The 26,533-nt window shown below is 72.4% G+C and carries 19 protein-coding genes and 1 tRNA gene; 6 read left to right on the top strand and 14 right to left on the bottom strand.

The window, feature by feature from the left end; all coding sequences use genetic code 11:
• Positions 1–36 precede the first annotated feature (36 nt).
• Genes J2X60_RS00780 through efeU form a run of 3 tightly spaced genes read right to left on the bottom strand, consistent with a single transcriptional unit; the run spans position 37 to position 4,167 of the window.
• The gene (locus J2X60_RS00780; protein ID WP_309886185.1) at positions 37–1,374 is read right to left on the bottom strand and encodes a Dyp-type peroxidase; all 1,338 of its coding nucleotides are present in this window, start codon (positions 1,372–1,374) and stop codon (positions 37–39) included.
• Positions 1,371–2,594 (bottom strand): iron uptake system protein EfeO, encoded by a 1,224-nt coding sequence (efeO, locus tag J2X60_RS00775; protein WP_309886183.1) that lies wholly within the window; start codon positions 2,592–2,594, stop codon positions 1,371–1,373. Before efeO ends, J2X60_RS00780 begins: the two co-directional genes overlap by 4 nt.
• Positions 2,581–4,167 (bottom strand): iron uptake transporter permease EfeU, encoded by a 1,587-nt coding sequence (gene efeU / locus J2X60_RS00770; RefSeq protein WP_309886182.1) that lies wholly within the window; start codon positions 4,165–4,167, stop codon positions 2,581–2,583. The genes efeO and efeU overlap by 14 nt, the downstream gene beginning before the upstream one ends.
• Before the next feature lie 69 nt (positions 4,168–4,236).
• On the opposite strand from efeU, the gene J2X60_RS00765 reads away from it, so the two are divergent.
• Both J2X60_RS00765 and J2X60_RS00760 read left to right on the top strand, forming a co-directional pair.
• Positions 4,237–5,022 carry a trimeric intracellular cation channel family protein gene (locus tag J2X60_RS00765; RefSeq protein ID WP_070418153.1) on the top strand — a complete coding sequence of 262 codons (786 nt, stop codon included), beginning with the start codon at positions 4,237–4,239 and terminating at the stop codon, positions 5,020–5,022.
• A 284-nt stretch (positions 5,023–5,306) separates the two neighbouring features.
• Entirely contained in the window at positions 5,307–5,936 is a 630-nt protein-coding gene (locus J2X60_RS00760; protein WP_070418152.1) for a TetR/AcrR family transcriptional regulator, read from the top strand.
• Between the two features lie 518 nt (positions 5,937–6,454).
• Here the strand turns inward: J2X60_RS00760 and J2X60_RS00755 are convergent.
• The 5 genes from J2X60_RS00755 to J2X60_RS00735 all read right to left on the bottom strand — a co-directional run bounded on the left by J2X60_RS00755 (position 6,455) and on the right by J2X60_RS00735 (position 13,526).
• A complete protein-coding gene (locus tag J2X60_RS00755; RefSeq protein WP_309886179.1) occupies positions 6,455–8,692 on the bottom strand; it encodes a DUF3488 and transglutaminase-like domain-containing protein in 2,238 nt (745 codons plus the stop codon).
• Positions 8,693–8,802: 110 nt separating this feature from the next.
• Positions 8,803–10,134: a DUF58 domain-containing protein gene (locus J2X60_RS00750; protein WP_071302792.1), complete on the bottom strand. Its 1,332-nt coding sequence runs from the start codon at positions 10,132–10,134 to the stop codon at positions 8,803–8,805.
• Positions 10,134–11,126 carry a MoxR family ATPase gene (locus J2X60_RS00745; protein WP_309780337.1) on the bottom strand — a complete coding sequence of 331 codons (993 nt, stop codon included), beginning with the start codon at positions 11,124–11,126 and terminating at the stop codon, positions 10,134–10,136. Before J2X60_RS00745 ends, J2X60_RS00750 begins: the two co-directional genes overlap by 1 nt.
• A 175-nt stretch (positions 11,127–11,301) precedes the next feature.
• Positions 11,302–12,306: a sugar phosphate isomerase/epimerase gene (locus J2X60_RS00740; RefSeq protein ID WP_309886177.1), complete on the bottom strand. Its 1,005-nt coding sequence runs from the start codon at positions 12,304–12,306 to the stop codon at positions 11,302–11,304.
• On the bottom strand, positions 12,303–13,526 hold the full coding sequence (locus J2X60_RS00735; protein WP_309886175.1) for a Gfo/Idh/MocA family oxidoreductase: 1,224 nt from the start codon (positions 13,524–13,526) through the stop codon (positions 12,303–12,305). Before J2X60_RS00735 ends, J2X60_RS00740 begins: the two co-directional genes overlap by 4 nt.
• 96 nt (positions 13,527–13,622) lie before the next feature.
• Here J2X60_RS00735 and J2X60_RS00730 point away from each other — a divergent pair, with 96 nt between their 5' ends.
• Positions 13,623–14,618: a LacI family DNA-binding transcriptional regulator gene (locus tag J2X60_RS00730; RefSeq protein ID WP_309780340.1), complete on the top strand. Its 996-nt coding sequence runs from the start codon at positions 13,623–13,625 to the stop codon at positions 14,616–14,618.
• A gap of 202 nt (positions 14,619–14,820) precedes the next feature.
• Here J2X60_RS00730 and J2X60_RS00725 read toward each other — a convergent pair whose 3' ends face one another.
• The gene (locus tag J2X60_RS00725) at positions 14,821–15,822 is read right to left on the bottom strand and encodes a glycosyl hydrolase family 18 protein (protein ID WP_309886173.1); all 1,002 of its coding nucleotides are present in this window, start codon (positions 15,820–15,822) and stop codon (positions 14,821–14,823) included.
• A gap of 48 nt (positions 15,823–15,870) precedes the next feature.
• Complete coding sequence (locus J2X60_RS00720; RefSeq protein ID WP_070418145.1) at positions 15,871–16,320, bottom strand: MarR family winged helix-turn-helix transcriptional regulator; 450 nt, start codon at positions 16,318–16,320, stop codon at positions 15,871–15,873.
• 134 nt (positions 16,321–16,454) lie between these two features.
• Between J2X60_RS00720 and J2X60_RS00715 the strand changes: the two genes are divergently transcribed.
• A complete protein-coding gene (locus J2X60_RS00715; protein WP_309886172.1) occupies positions 16,455–17,648 on the top strand; it encodes an MFS transporter in 1,194 nt (397 codons plus the stop codon).
• A 259-nt stretch (positions 17,649–17,907) separates the two neighbouring features.
• On the opposite strand, the gene J2X60_RS00710 is transcribed toward J2X60_RS00715, so the two are convergent.
• The 4 genes from J2X60_RS00710 to J2X60_RS00695 all read right to left on the bottom strand — a co-directional run bounded on the left by J2X60_RS00710 (position 17,908) and on the right by J2X60_RS00695 (position 22,405).
• Positions 17,908–17,997 (bottom strand) — tRNA-Ser (locus tag J2X60_RS00710).
• A 413-nt stretch (positions 17,998–18,410) separates the two neighbouring features.
• Positions 18,411–19,928 (bottom strand): LCP family protein, encoded by a 1,518-nt coding sequence (locus J2X60_RS00705; protein WP_309886171.1) that lies wholly within the window; start codon positions 19,926–19,928, stop codon positions 18,411–18,413.
• A 195-nt stretch (positions 19,929–20,123) separates the two neighbouring features.
• Positions 20,124–20,798 carry a GntR family transcriptional regulator gene (locus tag J2X60_RS00700; protein WP_309780343.1) on the bottom strand — a complete coding sequence of 225 codons (675 nt, stop codon included), beginning with the start codon at positions 20,796–20,798 and terminating at the stop codon, positions 20,124–20,126.
• Between the two features lie 149 nt (positions 20,799–20,947).
• Positions 20,948–22,405: an MFS transporter gene (locus tag J2X60_RS00695; RefSeq protein ID WP_309886169.1), complete on the bottom strand. Its 1,458-nt coding sequence runs from the start codon at positions 22,403–22,405 to the stop codon at positions 20,948–20,950.
• Between the two features lie 408 nt (positions 22,406–22,813).
• Here J2X60_RS00695 and J2X60_RS00690 point away from each other — a divergent pair, with 408 nt between their 5' ends.
• Positions 22,814–24,199: a magnesium chelatase gene (locus tag J2X60_RS00690; protein WP_309780345.1), complete on the top strand. Its 1,386-nt coding sequence runs from the start codon at positions 22,814–22,816 to the stop codon at positions 24,197–24,199.
• The gene (locus J2X60_RS00685; RefSeq protein ID WP_309886168.1) at positions 24,192–26,204 is read left to right on the top strand and encodes a VWA domain-containing protein; all 2,013 of its coding nucleotides are present in this window, start codon (positions 24,192–24,194) and stop codon (positions 26,202–26,204) included. Before J2X60_RS00690 ends, J2X60_RS00685 begins: the two co-directional genes overlap by 8 nt.
• Positions 26,205–26,533 lie beyond the last annotated feature (329 nt).

The raw sequence follows: 26,533 nt of genomic DNA, 5'->3' as shown, positions 1-26,533 counted from the left end.
TCCAGGGAAACGACGGAGGGCACCCATCTCACTGCCTCAGCGGAAGAGCTGCTCGCCGATGTACGAGCCCTTGCGCGGAGCCGGCGGGACGGCGAACACGCCGCTCCCGATGTGCGAGACGTACTCGTTGAGCCGGTCGGAGGCGCCGAGCTTCCGCTGGAGCGTCGTGAAGTGCTCCGGGTCGTTCATGTACGCCGCGAAGAGCAGCCCCGCGTCGAGCTGACCGTACTGGTTGAGCCCGTCGGTGTAGTTGTACGGCCGCCGCAGGATCTTCACGCCGCCGTTCGCCTCGTGGGCCGCGAGCGCGATGTGCGACGTCGGGTCGATCTTCGTCGTGCCGTCCGAGCCCTTCGCGTGGAAGTCCGGTGTGGTGTGCTCCGAGCCGCCGGAGAGCGGTCCGCCCTCGATCTTCGTGCGGCCGAACACGCGCTGCTGGTCGCTGACGACGTCCGCGTCCCAGATCTCGATGTTCATCCGGATCTTCCGCACGACCTGGTACGTGCCGCCGCGCATCCAGCCGGCCCCGGACCCCGGTTCGTCGACCCAGACGAAGCGTTCGTAGTCCTCGTCGGTGGTGATGTTCCGGGTGCCGTCCTTGAACCCCATGAGGTTCCGGGGCGTGGACTGGTCGGGCCCGGCCGAGGCGCGACCGAAGCCGAGCACCGTCCACCGCACGGTCGCGGTGCCGCGGGCCATCCGGGCGAGGTCGCGGACCGCGTGGTACGCCACCTGCGGGTCGTCCGCACACGCTTGCAGGGACAGGTCGCCGCCGGTGAGGGCACGGTCGAGGTTGTCGCTCGGCAGCGTCGGGATCGCGGCGAGGTGCGCCGGCTTCTTCGACGCGAGACCGAAGCGCTCGTCGAAGAGCCCCGGGCCGAGGCCGACGGTGACCGTCAGGGACGCGGGACCGAGGTCGAGCGCTTCCCCCGTGTCCGCACCGACGCCGTCGCCGTGGGCGGGTTCGACGCTGCCGACGGTCTTCCCGGCCTGCAGCTGCGCGATCGACGCCGACCAGCGGGCGAGGAGCACCTGCAGGTCGGTCCGGACCGTCGAGGACATGTCGAACGTCATGAACACGCAGTACCGCTGCGGAGCGGTCTGCACCCCGCCCTGCGGCTGCCGCGCGGCGGTCGCGTAGAACGGGTGGCTCCGCGAGAGGTCGATCGACTCGTCGCCGTTCGTCGCCGCGGTGAACGGGTTCACCCCGGTCGCGGCCGTGGCACCGGCGACGCCGGCAGCGGCTCCGAGGCCGACTCCGGCCGCCGCGACGCCGGCGGTCACACCGGCGGTCAGGCCGGCGCCGAAGAGCCCGCGGCGGGACAGGGGCGTGGCGCTCGTCCCGTCGCGGGCCGGCTCGTCGTGCGGGGTCGTCACGCGGTGGCGACCTTCTCGGCGAGGCGGGACAGCGGGTCCTGCAGCGCCTGGACCTGCTGCGAGATCGTGTTCGCGTCCGAGGCCTTGGTCGCGGCGTCCCACGTGTCGAAGCCGCCGAGGTCGTCGGCGTTGCGGTAGCCGTCCATGAGCGTGTTCGTGCGGTCGAACTGCGTCGCGATCTGCTTCGTCAGCGTCGGGTCGAGCTTCGTCAAGCCCGGCTTGAGGTACGCGAAGGCCTGGCGGGCGCCCTCCACGTTCGCGGCGAGGTCGACGAGGTCGATGTGGCTGTACGCCTCCTCCTCGCCGGTGATCTTGTTCGACTGGACCTCCTCGAGCAGGCCCGCGGCACCGTTGGCGAGGTCCTCGGGCTTGTAGTCGAGGGTCGGCACGAGCTTCGCGAGCAGCTGCACGTTCTCGGTCAGGTCGGCGACGGTCTGCTTGGTCGAGGCGGTGATCGCCCCGGCCTCGAACAGGTCCTTCTCGACCGCGTGGAACCCGCTCCAGCCGACGGCCGGGTCGAGGTTCGAGGCGCGCATGTCGATGAGGTAGTCGAGGTTGCCGGCGTTGTCGGTCGCCTTGAAGCCCTTCTTGACGAAGCCGTCGACGTCGCTCTCGACGTGCTCGTAGAACGGGCGGGCGTTCGCGTAGTCGGTCTTCGCGGCGGCGAGGTCACCCGCGTCGACGTCCTTCTGCAGCTGCTCGACCGCGGCGACCATGTCGGTGACCTGGCCGGCGACGTACTCGGCGTAGCCCTTCGTGCCCTCGTCGAGGAGGGTCGCGGCACTGCTGTTCGCCGTCGAGGTCACCTTGCCGGTGACGGTGAAGTCCGTGAGCTCCTGGTCGGCGCCGGGGCAGTACACCTGGTACTTGCCGCCGGTGAGCGTGGCGGTGAACGTGACCGCGGCGAGCCCGGGCGCGAGGTTCTCCTTCTCGCCGAGGATGCGCTGGTCCTGCAGCAGCTCGACCTCGGTGATCGCGGTCGACGACTCGTTCTTCACGGTGAACGTGACCGGACCGGCGGGGACCTTCGTGGTCGACACGGCGCACTTGTCGGAGCCGTCGTTCGTCAGTGTGACCGAGACGCGGGAGACCTTGCCGGAGCTGCTCGCGGTGTCACCCGCCGACGTGGACGAGTTCGCGCAGCCGGTCAGGGCGAGGGCGGTGACGACGCCGAGGGCGCCGAGGGTGGTCAGGGGGCGGGCAGTCCTACCGAACGGCATACTCAGGGCTCCTCGTGGGGTCGTCCGCGGGTGGACCGCGTGACGGGTCGGTTTCGGGGGTGGTGGTCGTGGGCTCCGGCCGCCGACGGCGGTCGCGGAGGGCGAGCAACGTCTGGGCAGCGGCGGCGACGCCCAGGGCGATCGGCAGCCAGGCCTTCCAGAGCAGCAGCTCGGCGGAGCGGGTGTCCGCGGCCGCCACCGCGGTGGCGGCCTGCTGGACGCGGGCGTCCGGCACGGACCAGACGGTGCGGTCGAGGGTCGTGGTGCGAGCGGACGGGAGGCCCCCACCGCTCAGCGTGAGCACGGTGCGTTCCGCGCGGCTCGCGTCCAGGACGCCACCCCGGACGGTCCAGAGGCTGACGGTCTCGCGGACGGCCCAGCGCGCCGAGAACGGCCCGGGGTTCGTGCTCGGTGAGATGCCGACGGGGACGCGGCCGAACAGGTCGACGAGGTCGTCGAGCGTCAGGCTCGACGGCCGCTGCGCGGCCGACCCGTCCTCGGTCCGCCGCCAGCGGTCGGCGGTCACGCCCGCGCGGGTGACGCTCCGGTGGGTCGACGCCGGGAAGGCGAACCGCGCCTCCTGGCCCGTGCCGCTGGTGCGCATGCTCGCGGCCGTCCCGTCGACGGACGCGGTGACGGAGCCGCCGCCGGTCACGGCGGTCGTGGACGGGAGGTCGACGCCCCCGCTCGGGACCGCGATCGCCAGGGTCGCAGCGGCGACGGCGAGGACACCGGCGATGCCGAGCCGCACGGCCGGGACCCGTTCGCGCGACGGGCGCCAAGCACGCGGCCAGAGGGAGATCGCGAAGACGGGGACGACGTAGAGCACCCAGCCGAGCACCTCGATGACCCGGGGGTCCGGCGGGATGCCGAGGACGCCGGTGACGAGGGCGCCCTGCACGGAGCCGTTCGGTGCGAGCCAGCTGAGGTCGACCGTAGGCTGCTGCCCGATCACGATCCACCCGGCCTCGTGCGCGCGACGGAGCACGGTCAGCACGAGCCCGCCGGCGACGAACACGAGGAAGATCCCGGTCCCGGTGAAGAACTTCGACAGGTTCAGCCGGACGCCGCCGGTGTAGATGCCGTACCCGACGACCACGGCTCCCGCGATGCCGATGACCGCACCGAGCGCCGCGAGCCCGGTGTCCGACGACGCCTGGAACGTGGCGAGCAGGAAGACCGCGGTCTCGAAGCCCTCCTTGAGGACGGCGAGGAAGGCCATGCCGGCGAGGGCCCAGGCGGTGCCGCGGCCGAGGGCCTCGGTCGCGCTCGCCTCGAGCTCGGTCGTGAGCGTCCGCGCGTGGGTGCGCATCCAGACGATCATGCCCGTCACGAACACGACGGCGACGATGCCGATGATCGCCTCCATGCCCTCCTGCTGGGCCTGCGGGAGCGCCTGCTCGACGACCTGCAGGCCGAAGCCCACGGCGACGCTGAGCACCACGGCGACCCCGACGCCGAGCCACATGGGGGCGAGGGGGACGCGGTTGCGACGGAGGAACGCGGCGATGATGCCGACGATGAGCGTCGCTTCGAGGCCTTCACGGAGGCCGATGACGAGGGTGGCGAGCATGGCAAAGGTGAGGCTAACCTAACCAGCGCGCGACCCGCCACCTCCCGCCGGTGATGTTTGATGGTTCTCATGAACCTACTGTCCGTCGATGGCCTGGCGTCGGTCACGAACGTGCTCGACCTGGCCGGGGTGTTCGCGTCGGCGCTGCTCGGCGGATCGCTCGCGCGGACGATGGACTTCGACCTCTTCGGGTTCCTCGTCGTCGGGTTCGTGTCCGGCCTCGGCGGCGGCATGCTCCGCGACACCCTGTTGCAGAACGGGCCGCCCGTCGCGCTCGTCGACCCGCTGTACGTGCCGGTCGCGATCGCCGGGGCGCTCATCGCCTTCTTCGTGTCGTTCTCCGAGCTGACCTGGGACCGGCTGTTCACCGTGCTCGACGCCGCGGTGATCGGCTTCTGGTCGGTGGTCGGGGTGCAGCGGACGTTCGACGCCGGGCTGGACTGGCCGGCCGCGATCATCATGGGCACGATCACGGCCGTCGGCGGTGGTGCGATGCGGGACCTGCTGCTCCGCCGGGTCCCGGCGGTGTTCGGCGGCAACGCGCTCTACGCCACGGTCGCCGTCGCCGCGTCCGCCGTGATGGTCGTCGCGTCGCACCTCGGGTCGCCGTCGATCGGCATCGTCGCCGCGATCGTGCTCTCCCTCGGGCTGCGGTGGGGCGCGGTCCGGCGCGGATGGGGGCTGCCGAACGGTCGTGAGTGGCAGCCGAAGTCCACGCTCGGATCCCTGCTCCAGCGCGGCCGGAAGCTCCGACCGGACGCGATCCGGTTGCTGCGTCGGCCGGGGCGACGGTCCGGCGCGGGGAGCGTGCACCACGAGAACGAGTCGGGGCCCGCGGACGCGTCGGACGGCTGAATCCGCGAAGGGGCTGTCATCTGTCGGTGCTCGGTCGTACAATCAGTACCGCCGGGTATCGGCCCGGCATCCATGGTCCGCTGGCGCACCGACGCGACCCGAACGCGCCGGTTCCGTACGGACCTGTGGTTGGGGGCTTCGCTGATGCCGCGCGGGATCAGACGCGCGGCGCGGCAGGTCTCCCGACGCACCCTGCCTCCAGCACAATGGTCGTGACCCACCACCACGCCAGCCCGACGAAGCCGGACCCGACGGATCACGGCGGGCCCGTCGAATCAGGAACCATGAGCGACGACGCCTCCGACCCCAGCCCCTCCGTCACCGGTTCGCCCACGCCCCGGACCCCGCGGGCCGAGGTGCGGGAACGACTCCTCACCGCCGGGGCCCAGGTCTTCGCCGAGCAGGGCGTGCACGAGGCTCGGCTCGACGAGGTCGCCGCCCGCGCCGGGTTCAGCAAGGGCGCCGTCTACTCGAACTTCTCGTCGAAGGAGGACCTCGTCGCGCAGGTCATGCAGCGCGCGACGAACCTGGTGCTCGGGTCGCTGCGGGAACTCGTCCGCGCCGACATCGCCGCGGTGGACATCGGCGACGTCGTCCGGGCAGCGTTCGGGCGGCACGACCAGAGCGGCCAGTTCGCCCTGCTGTCGGAGTTCCGGGGGTACGCCACGCGCCACCCCGAGTTCCTGCCCGAGTTCGTGCGCCAGCGGCGGGAGCTGCAGGACGGCGTGTTCGAGCTCGTGGAGCTGTGGTTCGGGGCGCACCCGGAGATCGATGCGGGGATGTCGCTCGAGGACTTCTCCCGGGTGCTCATCGGGGCGAACGTGGGGATCGTGTTCGATGCGGCGGCGCTGCCCGGGGTGAACCCGGGCGAGGTCGTCGCGGCCCTCGTCGAGGCGGTCATCCGCCGGCGCTGACGCGGCTGCGCCGCGCACCGTGCGAGGTACGCCAGCAGGTGCGGCCCTGCCCACCCGGTGTGCCGCTACGACGGCGCACCGGGTGGGCAGCCCCTTCCTGGGCGGACGAGTCCGCACCGTGCGCGGGCGCCGCGGGCGCGCCACCGGCGCGACGCACCGTGCGCGGTTCATCGGGCGATGCGCGCTCGGCCACTCGGTGCGCCGCTACAGCGGCGCACCGAGTGAGCACCCGCGTGCCGTGCGGACAAGTCCGCACCGTGCGCGGGCGGCGCGGGCGGCGCGGGCGGCGCGGGCGGCGCGGGCGCAGGCAAGGCGCTCGCCGCGCGGCGGCCGCCGCCGCCGCGACGCACCGTGCGCCGCTCGTCCGGCAGCGCGCGCAGCGCACCGTGCGCCGCTCGTCCGGCAGCGCGCGGTTGCCCACTTGGTGCGGCACTGTAGCGGCACACCAAGTGGGCAACAGCGGCGCCGGCCAACAACACCGCACCGTGCCGACTCCGCGCCGCCTCCGCGGCGCGGCGCTACGCCGCGCTGCGGCGCGCGCGCCGCCCTTCGTGCGACCACGCGGACGAGGGCAGCAGGCTCGGCGGCACCAGGCGCGACCGGAGCACCCGCGCACCGGAGGCCGAGGCGTCCAGGGCGACCCGCGCCTCCTGGACCGCCACGAGCAACGCCGCAGCGTCCACCGAGGCCGCACCGCCCGCGGCGAACCGCTCCCGGTCGATCGCATCGACGATCGTCTCGAGGTGCGGCAGCACCGTCGCCGGCACCGACGGCCGGAGCCGCCCGAGCACCGCACGTGCCGTCCGCGCTGCTGCGGCGGCGTCACCCGGCGGCGCGAGGCCCGGCGCGTAGCCGTGGTCGGCGACGTCGTCGAGCGCCTCACGCCAGGCGTTCACCGCCGGCGACCTGCCCGATCGCACCGCGCCGAGTCGTGTCCGACGGCGGAGTGCACGGACGAGCGCCGGGGACACCAGCAGCGCCACGGCGATCACCAGTCCCACCGCGAGCCCGAGCGGTCCGTTGCCCCCGCCACCGGTCGACCCGGCGGCTCCCGGTGCGGCGGACGCGCTCGGCGTCGGCGTCTCGGACGCGGCGGGAGCGGATTCCCCCGGGGCGGGCAGCGGTGTCTCCGGGGCGGCCGCCGAGGGGGTGGAGGTGGCCTCGGTCGAGGGCGTCGCGGCGGCGTCGGAGTCGGGGGTCGGCTCGAACGCGACCCAGCCGGCGCCCTTGATGTAGAGCTCCGGCCACGAGTGCAGCTGCCGGTTCGACACCGTGTACTCGCCGTCGGCCTGCGTGGAGCCCGCCCGGTAGCCGACCGCGATGCGCGACGGGATGCCGAGTGTGCGGGCCATCACCGCCATCGCCGAGGAGAAGTGGACGCAGTAGCCCTCGCGGACCTGCAGGAACTTCGCGACGACGTCCATGCTGTCACCGTCGTAGCCCTGTTCGACCGGCGCGGTCTCGGAGTACGTGAAGAGGTCGCTGCGGAACCACTGCTCCAGCGCGCGGCCCTTCTCGTAGTCGGTGGCCGCGCTGCCCGCGACGCGCTGCGCCGTCCGCGCGATGCTGACCGGCAGCTTGTCGGGGAGCTCGCGGTCGGTGCGGAGCTGGTTCGCCGAGGGGGTCGCGAACCCCCGGCCGTCGGCACGCCCGAGCAGGCCGGAGCTCGCGATCGCGTCGAGGTACTCGCCGGACCACGTCGAGGCGCCGTACACCTCGTAGGTGGCACCGCGCGGGGTGGCCGGGCCGGTGGAACGCACCGTGCTCGACTCCCCCATCCAGCGCCACTGCGACAGGTCGAGGTTCGTCGAGCGCGACTCGATCGAGACCGCGCCGGCGGGGACGGGCAGGTAGTTGCTCGACAGCCCCGTGACCCGGATCGTGACGTCGCCGCGGCTGGAGAGCCGCGGGTTGATGCCGACCGCCCACTGCTGCTGGTCGGCGGTCTCGGACTTCGCGGCGTCGGTGGTGGTCGGCACCCAGTCGCCGGTGCCGAACTCGTCGAGGTTCGCGAGCTTCAGGTACTCCGGCCGACCGTCGGACGAGCGGTAGCGGAACACCTCGAGTTCGTTCGGCTGCCGGAGGTCCTGCCCGAGGTTGAGCAGCGTGCCGGGGCGTCCGGGCTGCACGGGCGACTGGATCGCCCCGGTGACGCCGGACAACCAGCTGGCGTTGAGCGGCACGATCGCGGGCAGTCCCACGGCGACGACGAGTCCGATCGCCCCGACGACGGCGGCGGGGAACGCCCGTTGGACCGGCCGCACCGAGAGCCAGAGCAGGACGAGGAAGGCGATGCCGGTGGCGATCACGAGCCCGGGTGCCGCGGGGGCTCCGGTGACGACGCCCGGCGCGATGAGGATCACGAGCGCGGGGACGGCGGCGAGTGCGGCGGTCGGGGCGACGGCCGCGAGGAACAGCGAGACGCCGGCGACCCAGCCGATCGCGACCGTGACGATGAGCCGGATCGCGTCGGACTGCGGCAGCGGTGCGGGGTTCAGCCGGATCGCCGCGAGCGTCTCGCCGAGCGCACCGTTCCGGTCGAGCCACCCGAGTGGCTGGACGTCGTTCACGACCGCGGCGGCGCACGAGCAGACCACGAGCGCCGCGACGAGTGCCACGAACCGCACCCCGGGCGCCCGACGACGGACGGCGAGCATCGTGCCGACGAGGACGGCGGCGACGAGGACGCCGGACACCCACCACGCGACGCCCTGCACGAGGGGCCGCATGGCGAGGGCGGCGATGAGCACGGGCACCGGTGCGAGTGCAACGACCCACGGGCTCGGCGAGTCTGGTCGGTCGACCCGTCGGTCGGGTTCGCGCCGCGCCTCGCCCCGGGGCGGGGCCGGACGGGTGGCGACGCCGCTCACCGGATGCTCCCGGGCGCGTGGGCACCGGCGACCGGGACCACCAGGGTCCGCCACCCGCCGCGGTCGAGGATGCCGCGCACCACCGGGTCCGGCGGGACGATCGTCGCGAGGATCCCCCGGCTCGAACCGGTCGTCGCCGAGACGAGCTCGGCGGCCTGCTCTGCCGTGCAGTTGCCGGTGACGACGGCGGTCATGCCGTGCACGTCGCGGCCGCGGACGTCCGGGAGGACCTCGGTGACCTCGCGGGCGTCGGAGCGGACCCGGACGTCGGCGAGCCCCACGAGCACGTCGGTCAGTCCGCCGGCGTCCCCCGCGTGCCGGGTGCTGCCGGACGGTCCGTCGCTGACGAGCACGACGCGCGAGGTCCGTGCGGCCAGTGCCCGTGCGACGCTCGCGGCGACGACGACCGCGTGCTCGAACGCGGCGTCGCCGCCGAGGTCCGAGAGCTCGGCCAGGTCGTCGCGGCCGAGGCGCTGGTACGACTCGCGTCGGACGTCGAGCGCGATGACGGCCTCGGGCGGCTGCGCCTGCGTGGTCTGACGGACGTGGAGTTCCCCGCGGCGGGCGCTCTGGGCCCAGTGCACACGGCGGATCGGGTCACCCGGGCGGTAGGGACGCAGTTCGCTGTCGTCCGCCGACCCGCCCTGCCCGACCCGGCCTTCGTCGGCGGAGACGGCTCCGGCGAGCGCACCCGCGTCGAGCGACGCGAGCGGGGTCGATGCCGGGACGACGACGACTTCTTCGGCGGCGACCACCGGTCGGTCGATGCGGAGCAGGCCGAACGGGTCCTCGACGCGGATCGTCACCGGGCCGACCACGCTGCGCCCGCGGTGCATCGCCAGGGCCTCGACGTCGAGCACCGCCGGCGGGAGGTTCGGCCCGACGGCGGCGTACGTCTCGGCGGTGGACATGCTGACGAGGGCGTCGTCGAGCTGTTCGCGCACGAGGAGCATCGACCGCGGGCCGATCGGCAGGCTCGTCCCGCCGAGGGTGATCCGCTCGCGGTACACCTCGCCGACCTGGACGATCGCGCGCGCCGTGCTCCGGCTGCCGCGCAGCGGTGCGGCGACGACGAACGCCATGACGATGCCGAGGACCACGAGCACGAGGAGCAGCAGCCCCGCGGACACCGCGACGCTCGTCGTCCCCACGAGCCCGCCGCCGATCAGCCCGATGCCGACCGCGATCACGGTCCAGCCGCGCACGGTCGGTCGGGGGAACGGCGTGCGACGCAGCAGCGCGAGGCCACGCCGCCCGTACCGGAGCGCCCCGGAGCGCAAGGCGCCGGCACGCAGCGCGAGCGACGTCGGCGCCGGGGACCCGGACATCAGGAGCGGACGGGGGTCGCCGTGAACGGCACGGCCGTGTCGGACACGATGCGCACGACGATGTCGCGGACGGTGTCGTCGCCCGTCCCGCCGAGGCCGCGGGCGACCGGCACGAGCCGGTGCGCGAGGATGACCGGCGCCAGCGTGGCGACGTCGTCCGGCGTGACGAAGGGACGGCCGAGCAGCGCGGCGTGGGCACGGGCGGCCGAGGCGAGGTGCAGCGTCGCCCGCGGGCTGGCACCGAGCACGATGTCGGGGTGGCTGCGGGTGGCCCGGACGATCGCGACGATGTACGCCTCGACGTCGGGCGCGACGTGGACCGTGCGCACCGACTGGATGAGGTCGCGGAGGGTGTCCACGTCGACGATCGGTCGGAGGTGCGCCAACGGGTCGCCCCCACCGCGGTTGGTCAGCATCTGCCGTTCGGCGTCGGCACTCGGGTACCCCATCGTCAGGCGGGCCATGAAGCGGTCGCGCTGGGCCTCGGGCAGCGGGTACGTGCCCTCCATGTCGATCGGGTTCTGCGTCGCGACGATCATGAACGGGCTGTCCAGCTTGCGCGTCACGCCGTCCACGGTCACCTGTGCCTCGGCCATGGCCTCGAGCAGCGCCGACTGGGTCTTCGGGCTCGTGCGGTTGATCTCGTCGCCGATCACGACGTTCGCGAACACCGGCCCCGGCGAGAACCGGAAGGCACCGGAGGACTGGTCGAAGATGTTCACGCCGGTGACGTCCGACGGCAGCATGTCCGAGGTGAACTGGATGCGGTTCACGGACCCGCCGACCGATGCGCCGAGCGCCTTGGCCAGCACCGTCTTGCCGACGCCGGGGACGTCCTCGACGAGCAGGTGTCCCTCTGCCAGCATCACCGTCAGGGCGGTGCGGATGGCCTCGGTCTTGCCGTCGACGACGGTGGAGACGGCGGCGGTGATGTCGTCACCGACGTCCCGGATGCGCTCGATCGGGAAGGCGGGGTCGGTCGGTTCCGGCACGCAGGCCTCCTCGGCTCAGGACAGGTGTCGTGCATGCTACAACGGCCCGGTGACAGGGACCGGGGGATGCGTCACCGACCGGGCCGCCGGACGCACGGCGACGGACTGGAGGCGCGGGTCACGTGCGCCGATCAGCGCACGTGATCCGCGCCTCCAGTCCGGATCCCGCTGCACCTCAGACGCGAGCCGCCAGCGACGCGTCGGCGGCCAGCAGGACCTGCGCCGCCACGGCGACGCCCTCCTCGCGGCCGAGCTCGGTGTCCTCGTGCTCGATGTTCACCCACATGCCCGGGTCCACCTCGCGCAGGGCCTCGAGGAACGCCGACCAGTACGCCTCGTCGTGCCCCTTGCCGAGCGCGACGAAGTCCCACGCGGACGGCTTCGGCCACTCGTTCGCCCACTCGTCCCCGCCGAGGTTCGTGCGCGGCTCGTCCGGCGAGAGCCGACGGAACGAGTTGTCGAGCACGCCGTTGATCGCGGCCTGCGGGTTGATCCGGACGTCCTTCGCGGCGGCGTGGAACACGAGCGGACCGAGGTCGCGGACGACCGCCACCGGGTCCATCTGCTGCCAGAACAGGTGCGACGCGTCGAGTTCGACGCCGACGTTGGTCAGCCCGCCGCGCTCGACGAGCTCGCGGATCGTCGCCGGGTTGAAGACGACGTTCTGCGGGTGCAGCTCGAGCGCGACCTTGACCCCGTGCTCGCGCGCGAGGGCGTCGATCTCCTGCCAGAACGGCACCGCGACGCTCCACTGGTACTCGATCACGTCGAGCGCGGCGGAGTTCCAGGCGTTCACGATCCAGTTCGGCCGGGTGCCGCCGGGTTCCCCCGCGGGGAGGCCCGACATCGTCACGACCCGGTCCTGGCCGAGACGGGCCGCGAGCCGGATGCTGCGGCGGACGTCCTCCGCGTGCTTCGGCCCGATCGCCGGGTCCGGGTGCAGCGGGTTGCCGTTGCAGTTCAGGCCGGCGATCGAGACGCCGGTCCCGTCGAACTGCGGGAGGAAGGCGTCGCGCGCCGCGTCGTCGTCGAGGATCTCGTCGACGTTCGGCACGTGCACCGGCGGCAGGAACCCGCCGGTGTTCAGCTCGATGCCGGTGAGGCCGTTGCCCGCGATGGCCTCGAGCGCCGCGGCGAGCGGGCGGTCGTGGAAGATCGCGTTGTAGAGACCGAGCTTCATGCGTGTGCTCCTCCGGTGACGGACGCTGCGGTGAGGTCGACGGTTGCTCCTCCGTCGGCGGCGGACCGGGCCACCGCGTCGAGGATCTCCATGTTGTGGACGCCGTCGTCGAACGTGGCGTTCGCCGGCAGCGGGTCGGCCGTGTTGCCCACGACCTCGTCGAGGAAGGCACGCGCCTGGTACTCGAACATCTGGTTCTGGCCCCAGCCGACACCGGGAGCGTCCATCGCCATGCCGCCGGCGACGTACGGGTGGTCCGGGCCGAGGACGACCTGACGGTAGCCGCCGAGACGGGAGCCGTCGGACTGCAGCGCGAGTCCGATCTCGGATGCGCGCTCCTGGTCCCAGCGTGCGGCGCCGTGCTCGCAGAACACCTCGACGACGAGGCCGTTCGGGTGCGAGGTCGCGACCCGGGAGACCTCGAGCGAACCGACCACCGAGCCGTCGCCGAAGCGCGCGGTGAACGTGGCGTAGTCGTCGTTCTCGACGTCGGCGAACTCCCCGGTCAACGGTACGGCCTGGCCACGGAGGGCGAACCCGGCGGCGATCGGCCGCTTCGTGATGGCCGTGGTGAACATGCCGCCGTTGACGCTCTGCACCTCGCCGGCCAGGAACTCGGCGACGTACGCGAGGTGCGACCCGACGTCGGCGAGGGCGCCGGTCCCCGGGGCCCCCGCGAAGCGCCACGAGAACGGGACGTCGGGCGAGGAGCCGTAGTCGGTCCAGTAGCGCGCGGAGACGTGCAGGACGCGACCGAGTGTGCCGTCCTCGACGAGCTGCTTGATGGCCGCGAGGCCGGGAGCACGTCGGTAGGTGAAGCCGACGCGGGCGGTGAGACCACGACCGGCCGCGAGCGATGCGGCGGACGCCATCGCGCGGGCATCGTCGAGCGAGTCCGAGAGCGGCTTCTCGCACAGCACGTGCTTGCCGGCGGCGAGGAGCCCCTCGACGATCTCGCGGTGCAGCGTGTTCGCGACGACGACGCTCACCACGTCGATGTCGTCGGCCTCGGCGATCGCTCGCCAGTCGGTGTCGTGCCGGTCGTACCCGAAGCGCGTCGCAGCCTCGGCCGCGAGCGGTTCGTAGACGTCGCCGACCGACACGAGCCGGACGGGCGGCAGCGTGTGACCGAACAGGGACGGTGCGTTCCGCCACGCGGCCATGTGGGCCTTGCCGGCCATGCCGGCGCCGATGACGGCGACGCCGATGCTGTCGCTCATGTTCTCTCCCTCGAGAAGTCGGTGATGGCTCTGGAACGTTCCAGAGTCCGTCGGTAGACTGTAGACGCACCCACCCATGTCCTGTCAAGGAGCCGCGTGTCCCGACCACCGACGATCATCGACGTCGCGACCCGTGCCGGTGTCTCGAAGTCGCTCGTCTCGATGGTGATGCGCGACGACCCCGGCGTCTCGGACACCCGCCGGGCAGCCGTCCTCGCCGCGGCCGCCGAGCTCGGCTACCGCCCCAACCGTGCCGCCGCGATCCTCGCCGGCACGCGGACGCGCACGATCGGCGTCGTCGTCGACGACTTCCGGAACCCCTGGTACGTCCCGATGCTCGACGGCATCCGCGACGCGCTCGCCCCGCACGGCCTGCGCCTCACGCTCGCGGACAGCCGCGCGAACGCCCACCTCGACTCCTCGCCGTTCGACGACCTCGTCTCGCTCCGTGTCGACGGTGTCGTGCTCGCCGCCGAGGGCTTCCCCGACCTCGTGGTCCCCGCGGACACCCCGGTCGTCATCGCCGGCGCACGGGCCGACGTCCCGGGAGGACTCGACGTCGTCGCCTCCGACGAAGCCGCCGGTGGACGTCTGGCCGCGGACCACCTGGTCGGACTCGGTCACCGCCGCATCGCCCACGTCACCGGCGCAGGAGGCCCGGCTGCCGTCCGCCGCGAGGCCACCGTCGCCCGGATGGTCGCCTCCGGCATCGAGCCACTGGTGTACGGAGACGGACCGACCTCGGAGCAGACCGGCTACCGGGGCACCGTCCGCGCACTGGAGGACCACCCGGACCTGACCGCGGTGTTCGCGGCGAACGACGTCATGGCGATGGGCGCGATCGCCGCCGTGCACGAGGCCGGGCTCCGGGTACCGCAGGACGTGTCGGTCATGGGCAACGACGAGACCCCGCTCGCCGCGTCACCCCTGCTGCGCCTGACGACCGTGGACCCGCACAACGACGAGGTCGGGCGACTCGCGGCGGACCGGCTCGTCGAGCTGATCGCTGCGGCCGAGCGGCCGGAGCCGACCCGGGTCCTCGTGCCGCCGTCGCTCGTCGTCCGGTCGACGACCGCTCCCCCGCGCGCCTGACCGCGGGGGCCCGGCGGCTGGCGGCCCGCGGCCCGGCGGCCGGCGGCCCCGCGGTTCGCAGTGCGGGCGCACAACCGGAGTACGCCCGAACCGCGCATGCGCGCGGTTCGGAAGGACTTGCGTTGTGCGCAGCACCGCCGCGGCCGAGGACGGACGGGAGGCGCGGGTCGCCCGGACCGTTCGGCAAGCGCCCGGCGCGGGCTCAGCCCGGCAGGGCGAGCGTGTCCAGGGACCAGAGCGCCACGCCGTGCAGTCCGAGGTCCTCGGCGAGCGCGACCCGTGCCCGGTAGGAACGTGCGTCGGACCAGTGCAGCTCGCGGCCGTCGTCCAGCGTCGCCGACCACTCGCCGGTCCGGGCCGACCACCGCGCATCGTCGCCCGCGAGTTCCCGTGCCCGCGCCGGGCTCACCTGCGCGTCACCCGAGCCGCCCCACACGTACCCGTACCCCGCGATGCCGAGGTCGATCCGGTCGGCCGGGACGCCCGAGCGCTCGGCCGCATGGACCACCCGCTCCGCCCACGGCAGGGACCCGATGGTGCCGGCACCGCTCCAGGGCCCGTGCTGGTCGTACGCCATCAGGACGAACCGGTCGACGTGGTCCGCGAGCGCGCCGAGGTCGTACCCGGTGTCGCGGTAGCCCCGCTCGTCCGTCGAGGCCATGACCGCCATCGACACCTCGGCGTCCGACCCGAGCCGCTCGTGCACGGCGCCCTCGAGCGTCGCGGCGAACGCCGCGAGCCCGGCACGGTCGCGGCTCCGGAGCGACTCGAGGTCGATCTGCACGCCACGCATGTGCGCGTCGGACGCGACTTCGGCCAGGTGGTAGGCGACCCGCGAGCGGTTCCCGGCGTCCGACAGCAGCGCGGTGCCGACCTCGGGTGAGAAGTCCCCGATCGACTCGGAGAAGTTGCTGACGAGCAGTTCGGGTGCGGCTCCACCGTCATTCGCCGTGCGAGCGAGTGCCGCCACGCCGCCGGGCAGATCGTTCAGCCCGGCACCGTCGTCCGCCACCGTGACGCCGTCGATCCCGATCGTCGCCGCACGACGGGACGCGTCCGAGACCGTCGCCGCCGATCCGTCACCCGGTTCGACGTACGCCTCGACAGCGAGGTCGGGGTCGGCACCCTGCGTGCCGACGCAGCCACCGAGGGCCAGCGCGACCACGACCGCGACGCCGACCACGAGTCCTGTCCGCCGCACCACCCGCTCACCGTAGCGTGCGGGGCGGGGTCGACCCGCGCCTCCTGGACCTCAGACGGTGGCGCCCTCGAGCCGGTCGACCGCGACGGCGAGCTCCTCGAGCTCGGGGACCTCGCGCGCCTCGGCGAGCGCTTCCTCGAGCGCGGCGGCGTGCACGGGCGTGGCCTCGTCGAGCAGTCGTTGGCCCGCGTGCGTGAGCTCCGTGTAGAGCCCGCGGCGGTCGTCGGCGCAGAGCACGCGGGTGAGGAGGGCACGCTCCTCCAGGCGGTTCACGAGCCGGGTGGTCGCACTCGGGCTGAGCGCTGCCGCCCGGGCGAGCTGCTGCATGCGCATGTGAAAGCCGTCCTGGCGGCGGAGGGCGTCGAGCACCGTGAACTCGACGACCGACAGGTCGACCGCGCGCAGCGCCCGCTCGAGCCGCGTCTCGATGAGGCCGTGCAGGGCCGCGAGCGTGCGCCAGCCGTGGGCGCGGACGGCGACGGAGGAGTCGTCGACGGACATGAGGGACCTCCTGGTGTGCTTCCGGGCAGGATTGGTTGCTTGCGCGGATACCCCGCGTGTGCAACTATCGATATCCCGCGTCTGCAACAACCAGCGTACGCGGCCCAGCTGCACCGCACAACGGAAGGACATCCATGCCCGCGGGACTCATCGCCCTCGCACTCGGCGGATTCGGCATCGGCCTGACCGAGTTCGTCATCACCGGGCTCCTGCCCGAGGTCGCCGCCGACTACGGCGTGACCGAGACCACCGCCGGGTGGCTCGTCACCGGGTACGCCCTCGCCGTCATCGTCGGCGCGCTCGGACTCACCGCTGCGACCACCCGGCTCCCCCGGAAGCCGGTGCTCATCGGGTTGCTCGTGCTGTTCATCATCGGCAACACCCTGTCCGCCCTCGCGCCGGTGTACGGCGTGATGATGCTCGGCCGGGTCATCGCGGCCCTCTGCCACGGGGCGTTCTTCGGCATCGGCTCCGTGGTCGCGTCGAACATGGTCGCGAAGGAGAAGCGGGCGTCCGCGGTCGCCCTGATGTTCACCGGGCTCACCGCCTCGAACGTGCTCGGCGTCCCGTTCGGCACCTTCCTCGGCCAGGCGCTCGGCTGGCGCGCCACGTTCTGGACCATCGCGGCGATCGGTGTCGTCGCCCTCGTCGGGGTCGCCCTGCTCGTCCCCACCGTCCGCTCGGCCGACGCAGCCGTCCCCTCGCTCCGCCGGGAGCTCGGCGCCTTCCGCTCCGGCCAGGTGTGGCTCTCGCTCGGCATCACCGTGCTCGGCTACGGCGGGATGTTCGGCGCCTTCACCTACATCGCGTACACGCTGACCTCGGTGTCCGGGTTCTCGTCGGGCGCCGTGCCGTGGTTGCTCATCGTGTTCGGCGTCGGGCTGTTCGTCGGCAACTTCGCGGGCGGCAAGCTCGCGTCCCGGTCGATCGACGGCACGCTGCTCGTGGTGCTCGTCGTCCTCACGGTGGTGCTCGCCGTGTTCGCGGCAGTGGCGGCCTCGCCCGTGCTCACCGTGATCGCGCTCGTGCTCATGGGGGCGTTCGGGTTCGCCACCGTGCCGGCACTGCAGACGCGGGTGATGCAGTACGCGGACCACGCGCCGACCCTGGCGAGCGGGGCGAACATCGCGGCGTTCAACCTCGGGAACGCGCTCGGCGCCTGGATCGGTGGGCTCACGATCGCTGCGGGGCTCGGGTACGCCTCGCCGATCTGGGCGGGGGCCGGGATCACGGCGGCGGCCGTGGTGCTGACGTCCGTCGCGGCGGGCGCGGCGCGGCGCGCGCGCTCGCGCGGCGCGGTGCCGACGGGCAGCGTCGCGACGGTCTGACACGCGGGCGCGGGCGCGGGGCGCCCCGCGAGGTTTCGTGAGCAGAAATGGTCGGGTCACGTGCGCGCACCCGACCATTTCTGCTCACGACATGCGCGGCAGTAACGGCGCGTACGCGCGGACGGGAGGCGCGGTGCGAGCTGGCACCGTGCCTCCCGTCCGGCGGTGGTCGCGCCGCGCACTGGATGCGCCCGGTGCTCCCGGTGTTCCTCGGGAACGACGAAACCCCGGTCCTGGAGGACCGGGGTTTCGTGTGCCGCGGAGACGGAGGGATTTGAACCCTCGGTCCCCTCAAAGGGGACTCCACCTTAGCAGGGTGGTGCACTCGGCCGGACTATGCGACGTCTCCAAGCACTCTCGCGAGCGCTCCCACCACCATACAGGAGGTCGAGCACTGTCTCGACACCGACCCTGCGTCGGGTGCACGGCGGGGTCCCCCGAAGTGGGGACAGTCGGGGGTTGTCCACCCGTACCCCGGTCAATAGCATCGTCGAGGCGCGGCCATCACATTCCGGGGTCTCACCCCGTCGCCGCGACACAGCACCGATGTCGCTCCTGGGCGGCGAGCCCGACGCGCGCCCGATCGCGCGAGGCTCAGACCGAGGAGTGACCAGGGGGCGCGGCCCACCACCGCGCCCCCGCTCTCGGTGGTTCGGGCGCGCTGGGCGCGCTGGATTCGCGGGCGGTTCTTCGCGCTGGGCGACATCTCACGGGCCGGGGAGCGCGTGGAGTGTCGGTGGGCGCGAAACCTCGGGGACGGTGTCAGGAGCCGAATGCCTTCGAGCAGGTCTGCTCGTCGGCGGACTGCCCCTGCAAGCCGTCGAGGGTCTCGGCCGGAGCCGTCGCCGCGGGGCTGCTCGCGGGCGTGGAGGCTCCGCCGGCAGCGGCACCGGCTGCACCTGCGCTCGCACCATCCGTACCGAGGCCCGCACCCGTACCGGCAGCCGCGCCCGCGCCGCTCGCACCGGCACCCGATCCCACGCCGCTCGCACCGGCACCCGATCCCGCGCCGGCAGCCGAGCCGTCGGCGCCCGAAGCCGACCCCGCGCCGGCAGCCGAGCCGCCGGCGCCCGAGGCCGACCCCGCGGCCGCAGCGGACCCAGCGGCCGACGACCCCGCAGCGGACCCCGCAGCCGACGCGCCCGCGGCAGACCCCGCGCCCGCCGCGCGCTCCGCCCCGATCCCGGTACTGTCCGCGCCGAGCGAGAACGACTGGTCCGCCCGGATCTTCGCGAACAACTGCGCCGCGAGCTCCGCCGACGGCTGCACCTTCCCCGAGTACACCCCCGTGCCACCGGTCGTCCCCGGGTACTGCACGAAGTTGACCTGCGCGAGCGGGAGGTCCTGGAGCGCCCGCCCCATCTCCACCATCGTGCCGGCGTCGTTCAGGCTCTGCGACAGCTGCATGTTCGAGGCCGCTGCCCGGGCCAGCTTGTACAGGGTGGGCGGCGAGGTGAGGGTGTCGTTCGACTTCACCGTGCGGAGCAGCGAGGACAGGAAGGCCTGCTGGCTGGAGATCCGCCCGAGGTCCGAGCCGTCTCCCACACCGTGCCGGGAGCGGAGGAACGCCAGCGCCTGGTCGCCCTGCAGCGTCGAGGTGCCCTGCGGCAGGTCGAGCCCCGTGTAGCGGTCGTGGATCGGCTGCGCGACGCACACCGGCACACCGCCGATCGCGTTCGACATCTCGATGACGCCCTGGAACGACACCGCCGCCGAGTACTGCACGTCGAGGCCGGTCAGCCCCTGCACGGTCTGCACGACGCAGTTCAGCCCGCCCTCGCCCCACGCGCTGTTGATCGGCTGCGCAGCCATGGCGGGGGTCGTCCCGGAGCCGTCCTGCTTGCGGCACGCAGGGATCGGCGTGACGAGGTCGCGCGGGATGCTCACCGCGGTGGCGTTGGTGTGGTCGGCCGAGACGTGCAGCAGGATGTTGACGTCGTTCAACGTGGCGTCGCGTTCGCCGTACGCCGTGCCCTGCTCGGGGTCGTTGTCCGTGCCGACGACCAGCATGTTGAAGCCGCCCTGGTACGAACTCAGCGCTGCCGGTCCCTTCGCCGGCTGCGCGGGCTGCCCCTGGATCGCGACGCCGTCGCCGAAGTCGTCGGTGACCTGCTTGGCGGCGATCGCGGCAACCGACGCCGTGCTCACGAGGGCGACCGCGGCCACGCCGGAGAGCGCCTTCATCGCGGTGCCGACGGGGTTGCGGTGCCGGAGACGTCCGTGCCGTGCGATCCCGGTCGCTCGGTTCAGCCGGTGGGATCGGTCGCGGACGTCGTTCACGGGCACTCCTGTCGTGTGCGGACACGGTGCGTGCTCGAGCGGACGAGCACGCGGGCAGTGCCCTCCCTGTCGGGCACCGAGGGGTCCCGCGCTGGCCCGGTCGATCCCGGTGCCGCGGGGACGGCAACCGGACCACCCTGCCATGCGCCCGCCTGTCGATTCAGTGCGAGCGGCCCCGGAATCCGCGGTGAGTGCTCAGGCGGCCGCCCGGAACCGTTCCGGCAGGCCGATCAGGGCATCGGCGAGCTCGACGAGTGCCACCGCGCACTCGTCGAGCGCGTCCCGCTCGGCCGCGGCGGTCGCGCGTTCGGCGATCTTCCGGCGTTCCCGACGAGCGACCACGGCGTCGATCCCGTTCGCCAGCGCCACGTCGTCCGTGAAGAACGCGTCGAGCACGGCACGCTGCGACAGGAGCCAGTCGGCACTGACGGCTGCACCGCTCCGGCGGAGCCACCACGAACCGAGCTCGACGAAGACCCCGCCCTCGGTCACGCACTCGCGGAGCCAGGCGACGTCGAAGCGATCCGCGCACCGCACCGCGCCGGCCGGGGGTTCGGTGATCATCGTCCGCGCGATCCGGATCCGCTCGATCATGTGGTCGACGGTCCAGTGCGCGACGACCACCCCGACGTACCGCTGCACCGAGACGAGCCGCAGGTTCTCGAGCGGCACGAGCGCTTCGCGCACCGGCGTCCGGGACACCCGCATGTCCGCCGCGATCGTGTCGAGCCGGATCCGCTGGCCACGGCGGTAGACCCCGCGCAGCACGTTGTCGAGCAGCCGCGCGAAGACCGCGTCCCGCAGCAGACTGCGTCGGATGCCGTGCGGATCGTCGTCGTCGCGACCCGGTCGGTGCTGTGCTCGCTCCATGCCGCCAGGATCACGCACGGCCCACGCCGCCGGCTTCGCGAGTGGTCGGCCCGTGGACCGTGCAGGACACTGACGTGCTGTGGAGGACTGCCATGCGAGGACGATGACAGACCCCGGAGCGCGGCGCTAAACACTCCGCATACGGAATACTACTTCCGCGCCGCGGCCGCTTCCTTGGTCAGGACCGACAGGGGTTGCGTGACGTCCTCGAGCCCCTTCCGGGCCGCGTCGACGCCGAAGATCAGCGCCACGACACCGCCCGCGATCATCACCGCGGACCCGAGCAGGTACCCCCAGAACAGCGGCTCGCGGGACGACCCGTCGCCGATGAGCGCGCCGTAGATGAGCGGCGCGACGGCACCGAAGATCTGCGCCAGCGCGAAGAAGTACGAGATCGCCTGCGACCGGAGCTCGAGCGGGAAGATCTCGCTCACGGTCAGGTAGGCGCTGGACGCACCCGCCGAGGCGAAGAAGAACGAGATGCACCAGAAGACGACCTGCACCGGCGCGGTGATCGCATCGGCCTGGAACAGGAACGCCGAGGTGGCGAGCACGAGCCCGGACACCAGGTACGTCGAGAAGATCATCTGCCGACGACCCCAGGTGTCGAAGAACCGACCGAGGATGATCGGTCCGAGCAGGTTGCCGATCGCGAACGGGAAGAAGTACACGCTCGTCTCGGCGGTCTTCAGGCCGAAGAAGTTCGTGAGCACCAGTGCGTAGGTGAAGAAGATCGCGTTGTAGAGGAACGCCTGCGTGATCATCATCGTCGCGCCGACCAGGGTCCGGGTCGGGTACTGCCGGAACAGCACCTTCACGATCGTCCGGAACTTCACGTTGTCCGTCGGCGTGACGGTCATCGCCTTGGACTCGTCGACCTCCGGCAGCCGGTGCCCGGTGGACTTCTCGACCGACTCCTCGATCTGCGTGACCGTCGCCTCGGCTTCCTCTTCACGTCCGTGCGTCATGAGCCACCGCGGACTCTCCGGGATGTGCCGCCGCAGGAAGATGATCGCGATGCCGAGCACCGGGCCGAGGAAGAAGCCGATGCGCCAGCCGATGTTCTCGGCGAAGTTGGCCGTGTCGAGCAGGTAGATGTTCGCGAACGCGCCGAGTGCCGCGCCGCCCCAGTAGGTGCCGTTGATCGCGATGTCGACGTGCCCGCGGTACTTCGCGGGGATGAGCTCGTCGATCGCCGAGTTGATCGCCGCGTACTCGCCGCCGATGCCGAGCCCGGCGACGAACCGGAAGGCCGCGAGGAACCAGAAGTCCTGCGCGAGCCCCGCGATGCCGGAGCCGATCAGGTAGATGGCCAGCGTGAGGATGAAGAGCTTCCGACGACCCAGCCGGTCGGACATCCGACCGAAGACGATCGCGCCGACGACCTGGCCGACGAGGTAGATGGTGCCGAGCGAGGTCACCTGCTGCGTCGACAGGTCCAGGTCGGCCTGGAACCCGGCGTTCGACACGATCTGGATCTCGAGGCCGTCGAGGACCCACGAGACACCGAGTCCCACCACGACACTCCAGTGGAACCGTGTCCACGGCAGTCTGTCCATCCTGGCGGGGACCAGGCTCTTGATCGCCCCGTTCGTCGTGCTGCTCACGAGAGGGGAACGTACGCCCAGATCGACGCGATGGTTCAGATCCGGAAACGAACGGGTCCCGGGCCCGGAGCCGGATCCCCCTAATCGAATCCGGCTCCGATGCCGGTTTTCAATCATTGCAATTGCTATGAAAACTCACAAGCAGGAGGCCTGGAGGCGGGGGGGCCCCCGGCCCCCCCCCCCCCCCCCCCCCCCCCCGCCCCCCCCCCACCCCCCCCCCCCCCCCCCCCCCCCAGAAGGAAAAAGTAAACCCACAAACCCCCGGCCCCGCACCCCCATCACCCACACGTCCTCCGTGGCGTTTTTTAAATTTTTCAATGTGTTTTAAAACACCCCCCCCGGGGGGGGGGGGGGGGGGGCCCCGGCGCCCCCCCCGCCTCCTGGCCCGAACGGCGTAACCTCGAAGAGGTGACCCGACCCGACATCAGAACGGTCGGCGAGCTCCGCACCTCTGGCCACGTCCAGAAGACGGTCCGCGCCGAGATCCGCGACAACCTGCTCAGCGCCCTCCGCGAGGGGCGCGACCCCTGGCCCGGCCTCCACGGCTTCGCCACCACCGTCGTCCCGCAGCTCGAACGCGCCCTGATCGCCGGGCACGACGTCGTCCTGCTCGGCGAACGCGGACAGGGCAAGACCCGACTCCTCCGCACCCTGCAGGGCCTGCTCGACGAGTGGACGCCGGTCATCACCGGCTCCGAACTCGGCGAGCACCCGTACGAACCGATCACGACCGCGAGCATCCGCCGGGCCGCGGACCTCGGCGACGCCCTGCCCATCAGCTGGCGGCACCGCGACGACCGCTACGTCGAGAAGCTCGCGACGCCGGACACGAGCGTCGCGGACCTCATCGGCGACGTCGACCCGATGAAGGTCGCCGAGGGCCGCAGCCTGGGTGACCCCGAGACCATCCACTTCGGCCTCGTCCCCCGGGGCCATCGCGGCATCGTCGCCATCAACGAGCTCCCCGACCTCGCCGAGCGCATCCAGGTCGCGATGCTCAACGTGATGGAAGAGCGCGACGTCCAGATCCGCGGCTACGTCCTGCGGCTCCCGCTCGACGTGCTCGTGGTCGCCAGCGCGAACCCCGAGGACTACACGAACCGCGGTCGGATCATCACCCCGCTGAAGGACCGCTTCGGCGCCGAGATCCGCACCCACTACCCGATCGAGCTCGAGGACGAGATCGCCGTGATCCGCCAGGAGGCGCGGCTCACCGCCGACGTGCCGGACGCGCTGGTCGAGATCCTCGCCCGGTTCACGCGTGCCCTGCGCGGATCGAGTGCGGTCGACCAGCGCAGCGGCGTCAGCGCCCGCTTCGCGATCGCCGGCGCGGAGACGATCTCCGCCGCCGCGGTGCACCGCGCTGCGCGGCAGGGCGAGGAGCACGCGGTGGCGCGGCCGATCGACCTCGAGACCGCGATCGACGTCCTCGGCGGGAAGATCGAGTTCGAGAACGGCGAGGAGGACCGCGCCGACGAGGTGCTCGAGCACCTGCTCCGGACCGCGACCGCCGAGACCGTCCGGGCGCGCTTCCGCGGGCTCGACTTCGCGGTCCTCGTCGAGGCGCTCGACGGGGGCACGATGGTGACCACGGGTGAGCAGGTCAGCGCCCGCGCCTTCCTCGAGGGCCTGCCGTCGATCGGCGAGTCCGACCTGTACGACCAGATCTGCGAACGGCTCGGTGCGACCGACGACGGCGAGCGTGCCGGCGCCATCGAACTCGCGCTCGAGGGGCTGTACCTCGCCCGGCGGATCAGCAAGGAGTCCGGCGGGGGCGAAGCCGTCTATGGCTAGGGCGAACCGACGCCTGGCGCGGGACGCGCGCTACGGGAAGTACGAGGACGGCCCGGACCCGCTCGCTCCCCCGGTCGACCTGGCCGAGGCGCTCGACGCCATCGGCGAGGACGTCATGGGCGGGACCTCGCCCGAGCGTGCCATCCGGGAGTACCTGCGCCGCGGCGGTCAGGACCAGCGCGGCCTCGACGACCTGGCCCGCCGCGTGGCCGAGCGACGTCGCGAGCTGACGGCGAAGAACAACCTCGACGGCACCCTGCAGCAGGTCAAGCAGCTGCTCGACGAGGCCGTGCTCGCGGAACGCGGACAACTCGCCCGCGACACCGAGATCGACGACGGCGACCGAGCCCTCGCCGAGATGCAGCTCGACAGCCTGTCACCGTCGCCCGCCACCGCGGTGCAGGAGCTGAGCGGCTACGACTGGACGAGCCCGACCGCGCGCCAGAAGTACGAGGAGATCAAGGACCTGCTCGGCCGCGAGGTGCTCGACCAGCGGTTCGCCGGCATGAAGCAGGCGCTCGAGGGTGCCACCGACCAGGACCGCGAGGACGTCGCCGCGATGATGCGCGACCTCAACACCCTGCTCGAGGACCACCGTGCGGGGACGGACACGCAGGAGCAGTTCGACGCGTTCATGGCCGAGCACGGGCAGTACTTCCCATCGGACCCGCAGAACGTCGAGGAACTGCTCGACGACCTCGCTGCCCGGGCGGCCGCGGCGCAGCGCATGCGCAACTCGATGACCCAGGAGCAGCGCGACGAGCTCGACGCCCTCGCCCAGCAGGCGTTCGGCTCCCCCGACCTGATGGGACAGCTCGCCCAGCTCGACGACACCCTCCGCTCGCTCCGGCCGGGCGAGGACTGGGGCGGCTCCGAGCGGATGGAGGGCGAGCAGGGACTCGGCCTCGGCGACGGGACCGGGGTGTTCCAGGACATCGCCGACCTCGACGCCCTCGCCGACCAGATCGCGCAGGCCGGACCGGGCTCCGACCTCGACGACCTCGACCTCGACGCCCTCGGCCGCCAGCTCGGGAACGACGCTGTCGTCGACGCGAGGACCCTGCAGCAGCTCGAGAAGGCCCTGCGCAACTCCGGTGCGATGCGCCGCGGTGCCGACGGGCAGCTCCGGCTCACCCCGAAGGCGATGCGGCAGCTCGGGAAGAGCCTGCTCCGGGACGTCGCCGAGCGCATGTCCGGCCGCCAGGGCGCCCGAGACCTCCGCCGCTCCGGTGCGTCAGGCGAACCCTCCGGTGCGACCCGGCAGTGGCAGTACGGCGACACCGAGCCGTGGGACGTCACGCGGTCGATCACGAACGCGCTCACCCGCACCGCTGCCTCGGGACGGATGGGTCCCGGCGTCCGCCTGGAGATCGACGACGTCGAGGTGCAGGAGACCGAGGCGCGGACGCAGGCCTGTGTCGCACTGCTCGTCGACACGTCGTTCTCGATGGCGATGGAGGACCGGTGGGTGCCGATGAAGCGCACCGCGCTCGCACTCCACACCCTCGTGTCCACGCGCTTCCGCGGCGACGACCTGCAGCTCATCGCCTTCGGCCGCGAAGCCGAGGTGATGGAGATCGAGCAACTCGTCGGCCTCGACGCGATGTGGGACAAGGGCACCAACCTCCACCACGCCCTGCTGCTCGCGAACCGGCACTTCCGGAAGCACCCGACCGCCCAGCCCGTGCTGCTCATCGTCACCGACGGCGAGCCCACCTCCCACCTCGAACCGAACGGCCAGGTGTGGTTCGGGTACCCGCCGGACCCGATCACGATCGCGCTGTCCGTCCGGGAGCTCGAGAACGCCGGACGACTCGGCGCGCAGACGACCTTCTTCCGGCTCGGCGACGACCCGGGGCTGGCGCGCTTCATCGACGCGATGGCGAAGCGGGTGGACGGCAAGGTCGTCGCGCCCGAGAACGACGACCTCGGCGTCGCGGTGGTCGGGTCGTACCTGGGATCGCGCCGCGGTGGAGCGCTCTTCCGGGACGACTGGAAAATCTGACGGCAGGGTCTGTTCCTCCGGCTGTCTCGGTCGTATGCTGACGCCACAGCTGCCCCAGACCCCGGCCGCGATCACCGCTCCACCTGACCGACCTCGTCGGTGAACCGATGCTGTCGGTACACCGACAGCGTCGGTGAGGTGGTGATGACCGACCGATGGCACCTGATCCGTCCTCGGCCGGTCGACCCCCGTGGGGTCCCGGAGGACAACGGCGCCCTCCGTCCGACCGCCACGGGTCACCGCGACCCGGCAGGCGGGACGCGGTACGGGTCGGTGGGTTCCGCACCCGACGGAACCTGCCGACCCGATCTCCGCGCCGGAGGCCGAGC

The sequence above is a fragment of the Curtobacterium sp. 320 genome, assembly GCF_031455235.1.
Classification (GTDB): Bacteria; Actinomycetota; Actinomycetes; order Actinomycetales; family Microbacteriaceae; genus Curtobacterium.
The sequence above is the reverse complement of the archived record's forward strand: the minus strand, read 5'-3'. Positions and strand labels throughout refer to the sequence as shown.

Coding starts and splice junctions, on each gene's coding strand:
- efeU (WP_309886182.1), bottom strand. CDS start 4,167: ATGCTCGCCACCCTCGTCATCGGCCTCCGTGAAGGCCTCGAAGCGACG.
- J2X60_RS00765 (WP_070418153.1), top strand. CDS start 4,237: ATGAACCTACTGTCCGTCGATGGCCTGGCGTCGGTCACGAACGTGCTC.
- J2X60_RS00700 (WP_309780343.1), bottom strand. CDS start 20,798: ATGGAGCGAGCACAGCACCGACCGGGTCGCGACGACGACGATCCGCAC.
- J2X60_RS00715 (WP_309886172.1), top strand. CDS start 16,455: ATGCCCGCGGGACTCATCGCCCTCGCACTCGGCGGATTCGGCATCGGC.
- J2X60_RS00735 (WP_309886175.1), bottom strand. CDS start 13,526: ATGAGCGACAGCATCGGCGTCGCCGTCATCGGCGCCGGCATGGCCGGC.
- J2X60_RS00750 (WP_071302792.1), bottom strand. CDS start 10,134: ATGTCCGGGTCCCCGGCGCCGACGTCGCTCGCGCTGCGTGCCGGCGCC.
- efeO (WP_309886183.1), bottom strand. CDS start 2,594: ATGCCGTTCGGTAGGACTGCCCGCCCCCTGACCACCCTCGGCGCCCTC.
- J2X60_RS00685 (WP_309886168.1), top strand. CDS start 24,192: ATGGCTAGGGCGAACCGACGCCTGGCGCGGGACGCGCGCTACGGGAAG.
- J2X60_RS00720 (WP_070418145.1), bottom strand. CDS start 16,320: ATGTCCGTCGACGACTCCTCCGTCGCCGTCCGCGCCCACGGCTGGCGC.
- J2X60_RS00740 (WP_309886177.1), bottom strand. CDS start 12,306: ATGAAGCTCGGTCTCTACAACGCGATCTTCCACGACCGCCCGCTCGCC.
- J2X60_RS00760 (WP_070418152.1), top strand. CDS start 5,307: ATGAGCGACGACGCCTCCGACCCCAGCCCCTCCGTCACCGGTTCGCCC.